Source organism: Paraburkholderia caledonica (genome assembly GCF_000383275.1).
Taxonomy (GTDB): domain Bacteria; phylum Pseudomonadota; class Gammaproteobacteria; order Burkholderiales; family Burkholderiaceae; genus Paraburkholderia; species Paraburkholderia caledonica.
The window spans coordinates 584115-600447 of record NZ_KB911037.1; the positions used below are offsets into that span (position 1 = coordinate 584115).

Here is a 16333-nt window from a genome sequence, read left to right on the forward strand (position 1 = left end):
TACGTCATGTCCCCTTCTTTCGACACCGCACTCGAGCGCTACGTCGACGCCGCGCTCGCATTGCATTTCCCGGTGCTTCCCGCCGAAGCCGCCGCGCAGGTGAAAGCCCAGTTCGCGCGCATCGCGCAGCTTGCAGCGCCTGTCCTCGCCTATCCCGTCGACACGAATGATGAACCCGCTCCGGTATATCGCCCATGACACCCTCTAGCAGCGGCGCCGAAAGCGCCCTCTCCATTGCGCGGGCGTACGCCCAAGGTGCGTTCAGCGCACGCGAGCTGATCGAAGCGACGCTTGCGCGTATCGACGCCTACGACACGCAGGTCAACGCATTCACCACCGTCACGCGTGAACGCGCACTCGCCGAAGCCGACGCGCTCGATGCCCGCCGCGCCAGCGGCCACAACTTGCCGCCGCTGGCAGGCGTTCCGTTTGCGGCGAAGAATCTGTTCGATATCTCGGGGGTGACGACGCTTGCCGGTTCCCGCGTGCTGGCCGACGCACCGCCCGCCGCCGCAGATGCGACTCTCGTCGAACGCCTCTGCGCGCAGGGGGCGATCCTCATCGGCGCGCTCAATATGGACGAGTTCGCATACGGCTTCACGACCGAGAACCATCACGCTGGACCGTGCCGCAATCCGCACGACCTGACACGCACGGCGGGCGGCTCGTCGGGCGGCAGCGCGGCGGCCGTCGCGGCAGGGTTCGTGCCGCTCACGCTCGGCACCGACACAAACGGCTCAGTGCGCGTGCCCGCTTCGCTGTGCGGCGTGTTCGGCGTCAAACCCACCTATGGCCGCCTGTCGCGGCACGGCACATGGCCGTTCGTCGCGAGCCTCGATCACATGGGCGCTTTCGCGCGCACCGTGGACGACCTCGCGGCCGTCTACGATGCGCTGCAAGGCACGGAAGCGCTCGACCCGGCCTGTGCGCAGCGCGGCTTCGAATCCGTGGACACCCGTCCGGGCCCGCTACGCGTTGCGCGTCTCGGCGGCTATTTCGACACCTACGCAAACGATGATGCGCGCGAAGCCTCGCATGCCGCCGCGCATGCGCTGTCGGCCACGCATACCGTCGAGTATCCGGACGCCGACGCGGCACGCGGTGCAGCGTTTCTGATCACTGCCGCGGAAGGCGGTCAACTGCACATGGAAAACCTGCGCACGCACTATGGCGCTCGCGAGCCGTTATCGCGCGATCGGCTGATAGCGGGTGCGCTGCTGCCCGCCGCGTGGGTCGTGCAGGCGCAGCGCGTGCGCGCGGCGTTGCGGCGCCGCGTGCTCGAACTCTTCGAGCGTTATGACGTGCTGATCGCACCGGCCACGCCTGTCGTTGCGCCACGCATCGGCGACGAGTTCATGGAGGTCAACGGCGAGCGGCTTGCGGTGAGGCCCAATCTGGGCATGTTGACGCAGCCTGTTTCATGTCTGGGCTTGCCTGTCGTTGCGGCCCCAATGCGAACCCGCGGCGGGCTGCCTGTCGGCGTGCAACTGATCGCCGCGCCCTGGCGCGAAGATCTCGCTTTCGAAGCGGCGCGGCGTCTCGAAGCCGCGCAGCTTGCCGTGTCTCCTCCGCCGCCGTTCGGCGACTTGGCCGCCCATGCGGGAGCGCAGCGATGAACGACATCAACCGGCCCGACGTGCTCGCCGAAGTCAACGCGGCCTTTGACATCTATGAGCAGGCTCTCGTCACCAACGACGTCGCCATGCTCGACACGCTGTTCTTCGATTCGCCGCACACGCTCCGATACGGCGCGACGGAAAACCTGTACGGGTACGACGCGATCCGTGCGTTTCGCGCCGCGCGCCCCGGCAAGGGGCTCGCGCGGACTGTCGTGGCGCGTGTCGTCACTACGTATGGCGATTCGTTTGCGGTCGCCAACATCGAGTTTCGGCGCGATAACGAGCCGCGTGTCGGCAGGCAGAGCCAGACCTGGATCAGAACGCAGGACGGATGGCGCGTGGTGAGCGCACATGTCAGCTGGATGGACGCGTAGTTGTTGCAGGGAGCTGTGTTCGTGATCGACTGGCGCGAGATGTTGCCGACTCCTGCCCCTCGGTGCGGTGTTTGGCCGTAGCTGACGTTAACTAACGATATTTTCAGGCTGCTTGATCACGGACCCGAAATGCACGCAGCTCCGAACTATTGCAACACGAATCCATTGCGCGGAGTGATCTCTCTGACAACGACCTGATCCAGATCCCGGTTGGCATCCTGAATCCGCAGGTCGGAAGCCGCCCTTTTCGTCTTGAACTGTTGGTACTTGCCGAAGCCGATTGCGTAGATGACGATACCCACTGCAGCCAATGCGTGCACATGCAGCGCACCAGCGACGAAAAGCGAACCGCATACAGCGTAAGGCCATAGATTGGGTTTTCGAGGTGCCGCTTCGTTTGCCGCGACAAGGTCAGCAATCGCCCTCTCAAGTCCCTGAACCTGTCCGTGTCGCGTCGCCAGGCGAGCTTCGACATGGTACACAGCGCGCATGGCTTTCTCTTTCGCGCTCAATGACAGTGTGCCGATATCGTTGAGCAGTTTCATCGCTTCATTCACTTGTGCCAGTTGTGAATCAAGCTCCGCAAAGACGGCATGGTGTTCCGCAAGCTGAGCAGCCTTGTTCAGTTCAGACTTGTCGACGCAAACTCCGTGCGAGAAGAAGTACTGAAGCAACGCACCGGTCGCTCTCCCCTGAAGCTTCTCAAGAAACTCTTCGTTGGCCTGCTCCCGCTTTCCGCTCATTCGCTTCCCCTTGATAGTTGTCTTCTTCGTCTTTTCCGATGCGCACGGCAAACATAAACGATTGGTATCGCTAACCGTTTTTCCGAAGAGCCGCTTGTGTGAGTTTGTACAATCTCGCGGCACTTCACTACGGCTTTGCACGCCACGCCCGTCTTGCATGTCGACGTCGGTAAGGAAACGGTCGCGTTGGTGCAGAGCGCGCTCACACGTGCAACTCGCTTCTACATTGTGATTGATTGCCACCCGAGCCGCCAGATCAAAACATCAGCAACAACCAAACTTTCGACTCGGAGACGGCTGATGAGGACCAGCATGGTTACAGAAGGTGTCCGAGGCTTGCAACAAACTTAACCTAAGCTGTACGGCGTCCAGTTTGCAGCGTCTGGCTGTGGTAACTTTCGGCCTTCACCATGCCGAAACCTGATGATATGTCCGCGTACGTGAAACCGCGCTGGATGCGCGACCTGCTTCGCTTCCTCCCCCTGAAAAGCCAGTTCGTTCTGTCGGGTAACATCCGTGACCTGCAGCCGTGCGAGGTCGCACCTGGCGTGGTAACGGCGCAAACGCTTCCCGCAACGCTATGCGACAGTCTTCAAGGCGTCGGATACACCCAGGTCGTGATCTGGAATCCAATGTCCGGCTTTTCAGTCCCTGAGACGAAAGGGACGTCGAGCGAAGCAACGGAAGAGACACTCCGCCGGCTGGGACTCACCCCCGTCGATGGCGCTGCTCCTGGCGGCATCGACATTCTCGCGGCCACGCTGGAACGGGTGGTGAACCTGGCCGGCGGCCCGCTGGCGCTCATCGTGGACTTCGCGTCCCGGCTGGCCGTACGCACCGAAACGCTAAGCGCTGCGGAACATAGCCTTTTCACACGTGCCCTCGTGTTGGCACATCAAGCTGCACCACGACCTGCGGGCGAGCCGCGCCGCCCTTTCTTCAATACGATTTTCTGGATCGTAGATAAAGAAGGGGACCTCCCAGACTGGCTGCTCATTAACAATCCGCGCATCAGGCACATCCCCATTTCCCGTCCGGACAGTGCGTCGCGGCGTGCGCTGTCCGGAGCGCTGCTGCGCGGTGTGCCCGGCGCACATCAAGTGGCGCCCGACATTCTGGCTCAGGCCGATGCCGCCTTCGTCGACGGCTCAGACGGGCTGCTGCTCGCCGATATGAATGCCATTGCGACGCTCGCACGCGTGGAAAACGTTACCGTGGACAAAATCGCCGACGCCGTTCGACGTTATAAGGTCGGCGTAACCGAGGACCCATGGCTTCAGATCGACCGCGAGAAAATCCGGAACGCTGAAACGTTCGTTCGAAACAGGGTTATGGGACAGGCGCACGCGGTCACGCATATGCTCGACCTGGTCAAACGAGCAATGACCGGAGTAGGCTCCCGGCGCAAGGGAAACCGCCCTCGAGGCGTTGCTTTCCTGGCTGGTCCGACGGGCGTAGGTAAGACGGAGCTCGCAAAGACCATCACCAGCCTGCTGTTCGGCGACGAGGCCGCATACATCCGCTTCGATATGTCAGAGTTCAGCGCGGAGCACGCGGACCAACGTCTTATCGGCGCACCGCCGGGTTATGTCGGATACGACGTCGGTGGCGAACTGACGAACGCGATTCGGGAACGACCGTTTAGCGTGGTCCTGTTCGACGAAATCGAAAAGGCCCATCCACGCATCCTGGACAAGTTTTTGCAGATTCTGGACGACGGAGTTCTTACTTCTGGACGGGGAGACAGGGTTTACTTTTCGGAGGCATTGATCATATTCACGTCCAATCTGGGCATCTATCGCCAGGACGAGGGTTTAGGTCGAGTTGCCAACGTTTCCCCCGGCGATTCGTTCGAAACGATTCAGGAACGCGTCCTTTCAGAAATTCAACGGCATTTCAAGCTTGTCCTGAATCGACCGGAAATCCTTAATCGCATTGGCGAGAACGTCATTGTCTTCGACTTCATCCGTAGCGACGTGGCAGATGAGATATTCGAACAGATGGTTCGCATGGTCCTCGATGACATTGCAGCACAAGGGATTCAGATCACCCTGGAACACGACTCTAAATCGTTGCTTAAACAGCGCTGCCTGCAGGACCTGTCGAATGGAGGTCGAGGAATCCGCAACCAGATAGAGGCTCACCTGATCAATCCGGTAGCCCGTGCCCTTTTCGACCAGGATGCGAAACCGGGCGACCATTTCATGCTCAGTGGATTGTCCTCGGGCGCGCTGCAGCTGCAGAAGCTTTGAATGTCATGAAGCTGCGTCTGTCTCGCGTACATTTCCCGGTCACGACCCTCGGACCGGGAAAACGCATCGGCATCTGGTTCCAGGGGTGCAGTATCCACTGCCCCGGATGCATCTCTGCAGATACATGGTCGACCGGCCACGGCCACACAACACTTGCCGCTTTGCTTGAGCGACTCGCCGACTATCTGCCGCACGCCGACGGCATCACGATTTCGGGTGGCGAACCGTTCGAACAACCGGATCCGCTCGTGGCGCTGCTCGTCGCGCTGCGCAGCGCGACAAATGGCGACATCCTCGTTTATAGCGGCCATCCGATCGAGTCACTGACGCAAACGCTGGCCAAAGCGTCAGGTCTCATCGATGCATTGATTACCGACCCATTTGAACTGCATTCCGCCCATTCGCGCCCGCTGCGGGGAAGCGATAATCAGCGGATGCATCTGCTCACAGCGTTAGGCCGTGAGCGCTTTGCCCAGTATGAACGGACCTTGACCGAGCAGGACAAGTCGCTGGACGTGATGTTTGATGAAGATGGCAGCGTCTGGTTTGCAGGCATACCCAGTCGCGGCGATTTTCAGCGCCTGAGAGACCTATTAAACGACGAGGGCCATGTGGTCCACATCAGCGCCGACAAGGCGCGAAGCCGATAAGACAGGAAATGTCAGCCATGATGCGTTTTTGCCCAAATTGCAAGACCGAACGGTCGGTGCAGGAGTGGTACTGCGAGGGAACAGCTGCGGGCGCCCCTTGCCAATGGGATCTATCCGCAATTCCCATCCGTGAGCCCGGATCGCGACCGCAAGCAATCGTCACGGCAGAGTCGACGGAGCGAGCGATTACCGACGCCGACGCCGACGCCGGCACTGGCACTGGCACTGGCACCGGCACAACCGGGATTTCGCTGGCATGTTCCAACGGTCATCCGATGAACGACGGTGACCTGATGTGTCTGGTTTGTGGTGCCGACCCTGCGATTGCTGCAGGCGATGCGACCCATCCCGGTGACACGCGCGGAGATGCAAGCGCAGACCAGCCTGCGTCGGAAACTCAGATCGACGGCTGGCGCCTGATTCGACAAATTTCCAGTTCCGACAGTACGCGCGAACGCTATATCGCCCAGCATCGCGACGATAACCGGCAAGCGGTGTTGACCCTGTACCGCGATGGTGCAGAACCGGACCCGTCCGTGTATGAAGTCGTTCGTCGTCTGCCGCGCGAGCACGTTCCAGAGATCATCGCGACGGGACGTTGGGAAGGCCGTGCCTACGAAGTGGCTGAGGAATTGAGCGGCGGCACGCTGGCAGATATCGGCATCGCCTTGCGCGACATGCCGACCATCCGGCACGTGGTCGATGAACTCGGCCAGGCACTGCACTCGTTTTCGGAGGTCGGCCTGCGCCATCGCGACCTTCGCCCCGGCACACTGCTCGTGCGCAGCAGCGACCCAATCGATCTCGTCATCAGCGGTTTTGGCTCCGCGCGTCTTTCCGACTTCGACCTGGACATAGTCTCTCCGCTTGAAACGACCCGCTACATGGCCCCTGAAGCCATCGCCGGCGGCGTTGCGGCAGCGTCGGACTGGTGGAGTCTCGGGATGATTCTGCTGGAGCAACTGACGCAAGGCGCATGCTTCGAGGGCATCAATCCGCACGCCTTCATGATTCACGTGCTGGCAAACGGTGTGACGCTGCCTGACGATATCGACCCGTCGCTGCATCTGCTGCTTCGAGGCCTGCTGGCGCGCGATCGGCATCAGCGCTGGCAATGGGCGCAGGTCAAGGCATGGCTCGACGGGAAGGCGGTCGATGCACCGACCGCGAACGTTGCGGAAACCGACGACACGGAAGGCGCCAGCATCTCGCTCGCCAGTAGGCGCTATTACAAGCCGACCGTGTTCGCGCTCGCAGCAGCAGAACGCGAGAACTGGCCAGAGGCACTCGATCATCTGCAACGCGGGGTGCTCGTCACATGGGCAGAAACGGCTGGCCTGTCGCCGAAGGCGCTCGCCGGAATACGCCAGATCATGCAACTGGAGGGCATCGACGACGACTCGCGGCTCATGATTGCGCTCAAGCTCCTGAATCCAGAGATGCCGCTGATCCTGCGAGGCGACATCGTCACACCCGGCTGGCTGCTGAAGAACGCGCTCGAAGGATACGACCTGGTTACAGGTCCGATTCCGCCTTTCCTCGATCGCCTCGAAACTGAAACCTGGCTCTCGCGTCTGAGACTTCGCGCCGAACAGGTGCGAAATCGCGCACACGGGCACAACATCGAACTCGACGAAGATACGGTCCGCATCCATCTCCTGTCGACTTCGCGCGCACGTCTGGCAGCCATCTGGGAGGAGCGCCGCCTGCTGCTGCCGGACTCTGACCATCCGGGGCTGCGCTCCCTGTCCGAGCGGCGCGTTATCGGCGAGGAAGACCTGATCGTTCTTCTGGGCGCATCCATCAGCCAGTTCCGTTCTGTCGACGCGATCCTGGATCAAGCGGCGGATATCGCGAAGAAGGAGGAAATTCTCGTTTTCGACAGGGACGCCGCCCGCGCGGAACTGGCGTTGCCGCGTCAGGATCTGTTCCGCAAGGTCGATGACCGCATCGCCGGGTTCGCCAGAACCGGCAACAAGACGATCGACGACTGGGCGGACCAGTTCCGCCTGGAACGGCGGCTGGCGCTCCATGAGGCAATCGTGCTGTTGTCAGTGCCCCCTGAGCAATGGCTCGAGCCTCAGAAGCAGCAATATGTCTCGCAGATTCTCGACTTCTTCGAGAAGAAGGTAGCGACTGCCGTAATGCGCGGCCCGCTCGTGCGGATGACAATCGGCAAGACGACCGGCCGCATCGACCTGAACGAGCTTAAGAGCGACCGACAAACGGGCACCGCTATTCTTGAGCACCTGCTTCAGCGAAACACACAAACGGTCGCCGTTGATCCCGCAGTATTCAGCGCAGTTACCACGCTCGAAAACCGTCTTGTCACACTGTACCGGCAAACCTCGCTATACAAACGCGATACAGGTATCGATGGCCTGTATCTCGGGTTCCCATTCCTGCTGCATAAGGATACGCGTAGCAATACCAAGCCTCGCGTCGCGCCTGTCTTGCTTTGGCCTGTCAAACTACTGATGGAACTCGGCGCACGCGGACAGGTGGCCGTAGCGTTTGACGGTGATCGAGAAGAGGTGCGACTCAATCCCGCCCTTGAAGGCCTGATCGGCCGCGATGCAATCAAGACGTGGCGCGCCGCCGCTGATGAGGTGCTAGGTCGTTCGGCACTCAGGATCGCGGACGTGATGGACGCGTTCGGCATGCTGGCGGCAGCGGAACGTCGTCAGCTTACGGGCCTGCCGCCTTCCAGCGTCGTTGTCGAGCCCGGACAGCCACAATTGTCGTGCTCGGCCGTGCTGTTCCATGTGACATTCATGGGCCAGGCAATCGGCGAGGACCTCCGACAGCTCAAGACCCTCTCGCCGGCAGGCACCTCGCTGGAAACGATGCTGCGCCTGAAGGACAAAGGCGAGGCGGAATCTACGCCCCCAAACGACGCAGAAATCGACCGTTTTCTGACCGTGGCCAGCGATCCGTCGCAGGAATCCGCTGTGCGGCAAGCGCGTCAGGCTCCCGGGTTGCTGGTCGAGGGTCCGCCCGGAACCGGGAAGAGCCAGACTATCGTGAACATGGTTGCGGACGCCATAGGACGCGGCAAGAGCCTGCTGATCGTGTGCCAGAAGCACGCCGCGCTCGAAGTGGTTCATAAGCGACTGGTAGCTGAAGGACTCGGCGACCGGATCATCATGGTCAACGACGTGAACAAGGACCGCGAGCCAGCCATCCGTGCCGTGCGCGAGCAACTCGACGCCATCTTTAAAGGCTCTTCGTTCGACAACGGCTGGATCAGGCAGCGAGAACGCATGGCAGCCCGTATCGAGGCGCTGGAAGGCGAACTGGACCGTCATCACGAGGCAATCCACAGCGTCGACGAATCCACTGGTCTCAGTTATCGCGTGTTGCTTGGCGAACTGATCCAACTCGAGGCCGGCGAGCCATGCGTCGACGTTCCGCAATTGCGTGCGAGGCTGTCGACGAAGGACATTTCGACGCTGACGACACTCGAGGAACAGGTTGCACCACTCGCCCGATACTGGTTGCCCGCACGCTTCGAAGGCAGCGCCCTCGCCCAGCTAAAGCCGTTTGCCACGGACCCTGCGACGATTACGGAATTCAAGGCCCTCTTCGCGTCTTTCATGGAAGCCGAGCGGTTGCGAATCGATACGCTTGCCGGCCATCCCGCCCGCTTCGATATCGACGATCCCGCGCCGTACCGTGCGTGGCTCGATGCCAACGCGCGCCGCCTTGTCGATCTGGATGATGTGCAACGCAAGCGGCTTGCGCAATGGCTGCCGCTCTTCCGTCCCGCCGACAGGCCCGATTCGCAAGGACATACGCACTATGCGACGCTCAAGCGACTGCATCAGTCTCTCGTGCAGACCGATATCGCCGCGTTTGACGCAGCGCTTTCCCCAGCCCTGGCACGCTTGACTGATTCGGAACTGGCACACATCGAGTCGCGCGCTACGCTTGCGACCCGAACTCCTACATTTTTAAGCAGGATTAACCCCGCGATGTATATAAGACGTCGCGGTCTGTTGAAGTTCGTCGCGAGTCACGGCGCGCCTTCCTCGAACGAGACGCTGGTTCGCCTCCTTGGTGCGGCCCGACTTGAACAGACGTGGCGGCCACTACGCGAGGAACTGAACAGCACCAGCCAGTCGCTGCATCTCGACCCGGTTGCCGTAGAGTGCGGTCCGTCTCTGGCAGAGGTATGCCTGACCCGCCTCCGCCAGCTCGAAGAAATACGAGAACTCGCTCAGCATCTCGCGATTGCGCCGCGCGGCGACGAGTTCGACTCCGCCGTCATGACGGGAGACAGGGCGTCCGTTGAACAACTGCTCGATGGCTTTGAGACTGCGTTTGTCCGGCACAATTCACGCCGGCACAGCACACAGGCGCTTACTCTGCTCGAGGACTGGTTCTCGCCTGAATTGTTCGAAGCGTGCAAGAAAGCGATCGACCAGAACATCAGCTATCAGGCGCCGCTCAACCGGATACACGACACACTGCCAACACTGGCCGCCTATCAGCAGTTCCGCACACGTGCCCGTCATCTGAATGAGTCGGCGCTCGAACTGTTCGCGGTGATGCGCACACACGAGCAAGCGCTCGAGAAGTTGCGTCCTGAAGACCTCGATTACGAGGTTCGCCGGCTGATCAACCGTGAGGCACGCCTCGGCTGGAAGCGCAGGATGGAACAGGCAAATCCCGAGCTGCTCCTCGACCAGAACGAGACCGCGGCGAAAATCGAAGCCCTCGCGGCAGCCGACGCAGAAATGCGGAACCTGAACCGGAATGTGCTTCGCGAAGGCATCGACCGCAGCAGGCTGCGATCAGCGCGAGACTGGGAAGACGTGACGCGCCTGACGGGACGTCGTTCGCGCCGCCTGCGCGAATTTATTGAACTCGGTGCTGGCCTCGGCTTGATGACGCTTCGTCCCGTGTGGCTCATGAACCCGGACGTCGCGAGTCGCGTGCTGCCGTTGAAGTCGAACCTGTTCGACACGGTTGTCTATGACGAAGCGTCCCAGATGCCTATCGAGTTCGCGTTGCCGACGCTTTTTCGCGGCGGCGTGTCTATCGTCAGCGGCGACGAGAAGCAGATGCCACCCACGGCTTTCTTCTCCAGCCGCACAGAAAGCGACGAGGCCGAGCTGTTCGACGGAGAGCAACCGGATGAAGACGCGAGCGAGGAGGAACGCGAGATTTTCGAAGACACCTGGAACCGGCGCGAAATCAAGGATTGCCCAGACCTGCTGCAACTCGCCAGAACGGCATTGCCTGTCACGACGCTTCAAATTCATTACCGCTCCGCGTATCGGGAGCTGATTGGATATTCGAACGCGGCGTTTTACGAAAACAATCTCAGCGTCCCCGTTCGCCACCCGGACGAGACCGTCCGCGACGTCAAACCGCTTGAACTCATCCAGGTCAATGGCCTGTATGAGCAGCAAACGAACGAGACCGAAGCAAACCGCGTGGTCGAGTATCTGGCCGCACTGTGGCAGCAGCCATATGCCGAACGCCCTTCGATCGGCGTCGTGACGTTCAACCGCAAACAGGCAGACCTGATTGAGGAAAAGCTGGATCTGCGCGCGGAAGAAGACGCGGAATTTCGCGAGGCCTATCGCGAGGAAAGCGACCGCGTTGAAGGCGGCGAAGATATGGGCGTCTTCGTGAAGAATGTCGAAAACGTTCAGGGCGATGAACGCGACGTGATCGTGTTTTCGACCACTTTCGGTCGCAACAGCCAGGGCACGTTCCGCCGTAACTTTGGTGTTCTGGGGCAGAAAGGCGGCGAACGCCGGCTGAACGTCGCTGTCACTCGCGCTCGCCAAAAGGTCGTGCTCGTTACTTCGATGCCAGTACGCGACATCTCGGACATGCTCAACACGCATCGCAAGCCTGCGATCCCTCGTGACTATCTGCAGGGATATATGGAGTACGCGCGAACGATGTCGAATGGTGAACTCGCATCCGGCCGGGCGTTGCTGGCGCGGATGATCAGCGAGCGTGCTCAGGCTCGCTTCGTGGAAACCGGCAAAACGGACGGTTTTGCCAATGACGTGCTGTCCTTCATCCGTTCGTGCGGCTTCAATCCAGTTCCGGCACAGGAAGGCGACGCTTTCGGCATGGACTTCGCGATTGCGGACCCCGAAACGGGGCTTTATGCAATCGGAATCGAGTGCGATGCACCGCGTCACCATCTGCTGCAGCGTGCTCGCGCAAGGGAAATCTGGCGTCCGTCTGTCCTGCGCCGCGCGATTACACGTCTACATCGCGTCTCTTCGCAGGCCTGGTATCACAACGGCGACGAAGAACGGGCACGGCTGCGGACCGCAATCGAGGCGGCACTTGGCGTGGAGGTGACAGCATGAGTGGGCCTAAAGTGGTACGAGTCGTCACGCGTGAAGAGATCCTCGCCATTTGCGAAGGTCATCTTCGCCGGCTCGGGCAGACGATCAATCAATGGATTGCGCAAGGCAAGAAAACCGGTGAGATCACCGATCAGGAGATCGATGCAACTCTCGAGCGGCAGAGACATCTCGTTGATCTGTTGAAACAGGACGCCTTCATCGACCTGCAGAAGAAGGTCCCTGACGAGATTGCCTACCTCAAAAGCGACCTACTTCGTCGAGAACAGCTAGCCATTGAGAAAGCAGCGACAGCACGAAAGCGGGCGCGCCAGGGACGGGAAAATGCGGCGACGCTTCTCAGCGCTTTAGCCGCAGGCGGGAAGCAAATTCCCATCGACCTCAAGGCGCAGCTCGAATCGGTCGCGAACGGGGAAATATCTGCGCAGGTCGAGTCAATCCTGGCCTTGGGGTTTAGCTTGCTTGCTCCCGCGGAGAGGACCGGCCTGACCGATGCACAACGAGCGCTCGCAGCCAGGCTGGCGGACTCCGAAGAGACACAAACGTTCGAAGCCTGGAAGGCTGCGCACAAGCCGGCAACGGCCATCGCCTCCTTGCTTGATCGCGTTGACGCCCAGATAGCCGAAGCAGAATGGCTTGTGGGAACGACGCAAACGACACATTACCTTGAGCGGCTACGTTCCGCCGAAGCCGAATCAAATGGCTCGCGGCAAAAGCTACTGATCGACAGCATCATCATCGACCTGTCGAACAGCATCGAATCAGCACGGGCGCATAAAACTGCACTTGAGCGTCTGGTCGACATCGCAGATGAGCTACTGCCCTACAGATCGGAGGAAGCACTATCGCTGCGGAAGCAGGTGGCGGCATGCAATCAGTCCAGCACCGTCGAGACAATCTCGACGCTGTATGCGAACTGCCAATCCTGCATTGACAGAGAAGCGCAACGGAAGGCGGCGCAATCGAGGCGCGAGGTCATCCTTCAGGGATTAGCCCGTCTTGGTTACGAGGTCCACGAAGGCATGAACACAGCTTGGGCGTCTGACGGACGGGTTGTCTTGCGCAAACCTTCATTGCCGGGATACGGCGTGGAAGTTGGCGGCCAAGCAGAAACCAGTCGGCTTCAGGTACGTGCCGTTGCGCTGACGAGCGACCGCGACCCAAATCGGGACAAGGACGTTGAAACAATCTGGTGCGGAGAGTTCTCGAGGCTGCAGCAACTAGTCGCTGAGAATGGCGATAATCTTCTCATCGAACGCGCGATGGCAGTCGGCCAAGTGCCACTCAAGGTTGTTGGTGACGAGGAGCAGACGTCGCCTTCCATCGGTGCAAAGCGTACGCTGAGATAGGAGACTGCTGGCAAGAACATGGTGATGTCTGGTTTGATGGTGGACTGCTGAAGGACGCCACCGATAGCCCGTAACGGTCCATTCCGGCCGCTCGGCATACCGCCGCAGCTTGCAGCCAATCGACGACCACAGCACTAAACGGCAATTTCACAATCATGATTTCTTTCGACACCGGAAGTCACCGTTTCAATCTCCGAGCCGCCGCTGTCTGCCATCGACTTGCATCCCGTCTTCCTTCAACGATTGCTTCAGGCAGAAGACTTCCCCCTCGCACATGTGGTCCAGCGGGAATCACACTTTGAAATCTCGTACTGAGCTAGATTTTTCGATCGGTCAGATCTCGGTGCTGCCGTCCATTCGCACCGTCCAGCAAGAAAGACGGCCAAGACGAAAGTGCGATGGCTGAACAGGCGACTCACTGCATTGATACCTTTACCGCATCCTTCACGCGGCCTCGCATTACGACTGCAGGTATGATCAACCAAGACCTAAATTAGAAGCACCCTCTAAACCGGACGCCTGCCCCTCCCGTCAAGCAAACTATCCGCCTGAATGTTGTTCCGCCCTTCTGTCTTCGCACGATATAGCAGCTTGTCCGCAGCAGCGATGATGGCTTCTTCTGTGACCTCTGCGTCACCGGATGTGAGATCCACCGCCAGTACCCCGAAGCTCGCCGTGACTGCAACGCTCTGTCCGCCAACTTCGATCGGCGTTTGCGCGCAAGAAAGCCTCAAGCGCTCGGCAAGACGCACCGCGTCCGTCTTGTCCATTTCAGGCAGCAACAGCAAGAACTCCTCGCCACCGTAGCGAACGACGCAATCGACCTGCCGACGAACACAGTTGTGGAGGACCGCAGAGCAATTCTGTAAAACAGCGTCTCCGCACAGGTGGCCGAACGTGTCGTTGATGGATTTGAAGTGGTCGATGTCGCACAGGATGACGGCGAACGAAAGCCTGTGGCGCTGTGCCCGCTTGAGTTCGGTCGGAAGAAGAACATCATGCAAATGGCGCCGGTTATAGCACCCGGTCAGATGGTCCTTCATTGCCTGATCAGTCAAAAGCGCTCTCACGCGATATTCATCCCGCCACAGTCGATGGTAACGGCGCGCCGCCACCAGCCCGAAGCTGTTTGTCAGCAGAAGCAACATGGACATGGTCAGCATGTCGGAGAACCTGAGCGTCAACATGCTCGAGACGACGATGATGAAGAGCGCCGTCGCGGAAAAGGCAATGGTCTGCGAGACGATCAGCCGGTTCGGGATGAAGACATAGACAACGATCAGCATGATGCTGAAGGACATCGCATGCCAGGGTATCTCGCCGGGCCGATGCTGCACGATGAGCATGAACGTACCCATCCCGACGATCTCAGCGGCAGTTGCGGCGAGCTGAAGCACGGCACTCGATGCCGGCCGCGTGCGCGCCAGATACAGCCCGGTCATCGCGGTGACCGCAACGAACATCCGGGCGAAAAACAACAGCAGCGTCTCGCTCGTATAACCGAGAACACTGGCATCGGTCAGAGCGAACGCCAGGTAGAAGAAGGAACAAAAAACAAGCGTCGTACGCAATGTTGCCTGATTGCGTGGCAAGTGATGAGCCTGGAAATTCCGTTCGACATCTTTGTTTCGAAACTCCACTCGCAGCGGGTGAATATCGAATTCAGCCGGTAATGGGGCAATGATATTTTTCATGTCTTTTTTACTTACCGATGGCGCGATAGCACTTTAAGGCATTTTGCCGATCGCCGTCGGGCGGATTCGGAAAGCTTTGCCCATTCGCTACAGAGCCCGGAAGGGAGCGCCGCTCGTGGTCGGCGACCGCGTGCGCCCTTGATCAGGTGATCCTCCTCAATCTGCTTGACGATACGATGACGTATGCGGTCGTCGGACGGCCGCATACGTCACCGATGTTTCATACCGGTCGATGCAGCATCGCGAGCGCTATATCGAACACGCGAGGCAGCGCTTGCATCTGCTCGAACTGCCCGGACGTGAGCGCAACGAAAAAGCGTCTGAAGCAACGGCGGCGTTAGCGCTGCGTGACTTCGTCGAGGACATGAAGGCGTCGGGGTTCGTTGCGGATGCGCTCGCGGTGTACTGGATTGCGGGAGCGTCGGTCGCGCCGGCGTGCAGCTCGGGAACGTCGTCCTTCGACACGATCGGCAAACGCAAATGTCCCTTGTGTGCCGTCGGGGCTGACGAGTCCCCGTCATTCGAACGAATCAATGCGCTTGAATGCGCGGCCGTTCACTCAAGGCAGACACTCAGCCAAAACGTGTTTGCTATCCCACGACACCTTTTGCTGCCTCGCGCCCCGCAACCGCATGAAAAACCTCGCGGGCGATTTTATTTTTCCTTTATATTCCGCGACTTATGTGAGTGTTGCCAGCTTGTCTGGTTCACGTTGGCACACCCTATGCAAATACCCCTGTGAGCGCGACAAATAGTGCTCTTCCATCCAGACCGAAGACCTTCACAGGAGATTTACCATGAGCTCACTGACCATCAAAGACATCGCCCACACCGAAGAACTTTCCGCCAAGGCTCTGTCCGCTGTACGCGGCGGCAGCAACTACAACGCAGGAAACCTCAACCTTGCCTACGGTGGCGGCTTCGCCAGCCCGGGCGTCGTGGTCGCACCCGTCACGCAGACGGACACGTACACGAAAGTCGAGATCCCGACGATCCAGAACTTCGGCGGCCTGCAGCTTGCCAAGGCGTAAGTTAAGCGCCGCGGAGAGTCGCGCTGACAGCGGATGCCGTTCGATCCCGTCGAGGTGCGCTCTCCCCGCTTGCACGTCGAACCACACTCGTTAAACCGAAACTGAAACAGCTCCAGGAGACCTACCATGACCTCACTGACCATCAAAGATATCGCCCATACCGAAGAACTGTCCGCCAAGGCCTTGTCCGCTGTACGCGGCGGCAGCAACTACAACTTCGGCAACGCCAATGTTGCCTATGGCGGCGGCTTCGCCAGCCCGGGCGTCGTAGTTGCACCCGTCA

The 16333-nt window shown here is 59.9% G+C and carries 10 protein-coding genes and 1 pseudogene; 9 read left to right on the forward strand and 2 right to left on the reverse strand.

What is annotated here, in order from left to right; translation table 11 throughout:
- Positions 1 to 6 precede the first annotated feature (6 nt).
- The 3 genes from H281_RS0115310 to hpxZ are packed head-to-tail and all read left to right on the forward strand — an operon-like array spanning position 7 to position 1993.
- On the forward strand, positions 7 to 198 hold the full coding sequence (locus H281_RS0115310; protein ID WP_020068004.1) for a DUF4089 domain-containing protein: 192 nt from the start codon (positions 7 to 9) through the stop codon (positions 196 to 198).
- A complete protein-coding gene (locus tag H281_RS0115315) occupies positions 195 to 1616 on the forward strand; it encodes an AtzE family amidohydrolase (RefSeq protein ID WP_020068005.1) in 1422 nt (473 codons plus the stop codon). Before H281_RS0115310 ends, H281_RS0115315 begins: the two co-directional genes overlap by 4 nt.
- The gene (gene hpxZ, locus H281_RS0115320; RefSeq protein WP_020068006.1) at positions 1613 to 1993 is read left to right on the forward strand and encodes an oxalurate catabolism protein HpxZ; all 381 of its coding nucleotides are present in this window, start codon (positions 1613 to 1615) and stop codon (positions 1991 to 1993) included. Before H281_RS0115315 ends, hpxZ begins: the two co-directional genes overlap by 4 nt.
- 146 nt (positions 1994 to 2139) lie before the next feature.
- On the opposite strand, the gene H281_RS0115325 is transcribed toward hpxZ, so the two are convergent.
- Complete coding sequence (locus tag H281_RS0115325; protein ID WP_164701888.1) at positions 2140 to 2979, reverse strand: hypothetical protein; 840 nt, start codon at positions 2977 to 2979, stop codon at positions 2140 to 2142.
- A gap of 185 nt (positions 2980 to 3164) precedes the next feature.
- Here H281_RS0115325 and H281_RS0115330 point away from each other — a divergent pair, with 185 nt between their 5' ends.
- The 4 genes from H281_RS0115330 to H281_RS0115345 are packed head-to-tail and all read left to right on the forward strand — an operon-like array spanning position 3165 to position 13325.
- Entirely contained in the window at positions 3165 to 4988 is a 1824-nt protein-coding gene (locus tag H281_RS0115330; RefSeq protein ID WP_020068008.1) for an AAA family ATPase, read from the forward strand.
- A 5-nt stretch (positions 4989 to 4993) separates the two neighbouring features.
- Complete coding sequence (locus H281_RS0115335; RefSeq protein WP_027804625.1) at positions 4994 to 5638, forward strand: 4Fe-4S single cluster domain-containing protein; 645 nt, start codon at positions 4994 to 4996, stop codon at positions 5636 to 5638.
- Positions 5639 to 5655: 17 nt separating this feature from the next.
- Positions 5656 to 11979: an AAA domain-containing protein gene (locus H281_RS0115340; RefSeq protein WP_020068010.1), complete on the forward strand. Its 6324-nt coding sequence runs from the start codon at positions 5656 to 5658 to the stop codon at positions 11977 to 11979.
- On the forward strand, positions 11976 to 13325 hold the full coding sequence (locus H281_RS0115345; protein WP_020068011.1) for a hypothetical protein: 1350 nt from the start codon (positions 11976 to 11978) through the stop codon (positions 13323 to 13325). Before H281_RS0115340 ends, H281_RS0115345 begins: the two co-directional genes overlap by 4 nt.
- Positions 13326 to 13831: 506 nt before the next feature.
- On the opposite strand, the gene H281_RS0115350 is transcribed toward H281_RS0115345, so the two are convergent.
- Positions 13832 to 15019, reverse strand: coding sequence for a GGDEF domain-containing protein (locus H281_RS0115350; RefSeq protein ID WP_051120965.1), 1188 nt, complete (start codon positions 15017 to 15019; stop codon positions 13832 to 13834).
- Positions 15020 to 15236: 217 nt separating this feature from the next.
- Between H281_RS0115350 and H281_RS37310 the strand changes: the two are divergent.
- Positions 15237 to 15455: pseudogene (locus tag H281_RS37310) on the forward strand (hypothetical protein); the annotation flags it as partial.
- A 361-nt stretch (positions 15456 to 15816) separates the two neighbouring features.
- Entirely contained in the window at positions 15817 to 16050 is a 234-nt protein-coding gene (locus H281_RS0115365) for a hypothetical protein (RefSeq protein WP_020068015.1), read from the forward strand.
- Positions 16051 to 16333: the final 283 nt, after the last annotated feature.

Coding starts and splice junctions, on each gene's coding strand:
- H281_RS0115310 (WP_020068004.1), top strand. CDS start 7: ATGTCCCCTTCTTTCGACACCGCACTCGAGCGCTACGTCGACGCCGCG.
- H281_RS0115315 (WP_020068005.1), top strand. CDS start 195: ATGACACCCTCTAGCAGCGGCGCCGAAAGCGCCCTCTCCATTGCGCGG.
- hpxZ (WP_020068006.1), top strand. CDS start 1,613: ATGAACGACATCAACCGGCCCGACGTGCTCGCCGAAGTCAACGCGGCC.
- H281_RS0115330 (WP_020068008.1), top strand. CDS start 3,165: ATGTCCGCGTACGTGAAACCGCGCTGGATGCGCGACCTGCTTCGCTTC.
- H281_RS0115335 (WP_027804625.1), top strand. CDS start 4,994: ATGAAGCTGCGTCTGTCTCGCGTACATTTCCCGGTCACGACCCTCGGA.
- H281_RS0115340 (WP_020068010.1), top strand. CDS start 5,656: ATGATGCGTTTTTGCCCAAATTGCAAGACCGAACGGTCGGTGCAGGAG.
- H281_RS0115345 (WP_020068011.1), top strand. CDS start 11,976: ATGAGTGGGCCTAAAGTGGTACGAGTCGTCACGCGTGAAGAGATCCTC.
- H281_RS0115350 (WP_051120965.1), bottom strand. CDS start 15,019: ATGAAAAATATCATTGCCCCATTACCGGCTGAATTCGATATTCACCCG.
- H281_RS0115365 (WP_020068015.1), top strand. CDS start 15,817: ATGAGCTCACTGACCATCAAAGACATCGCCCACACCGAAGAACTTTCC.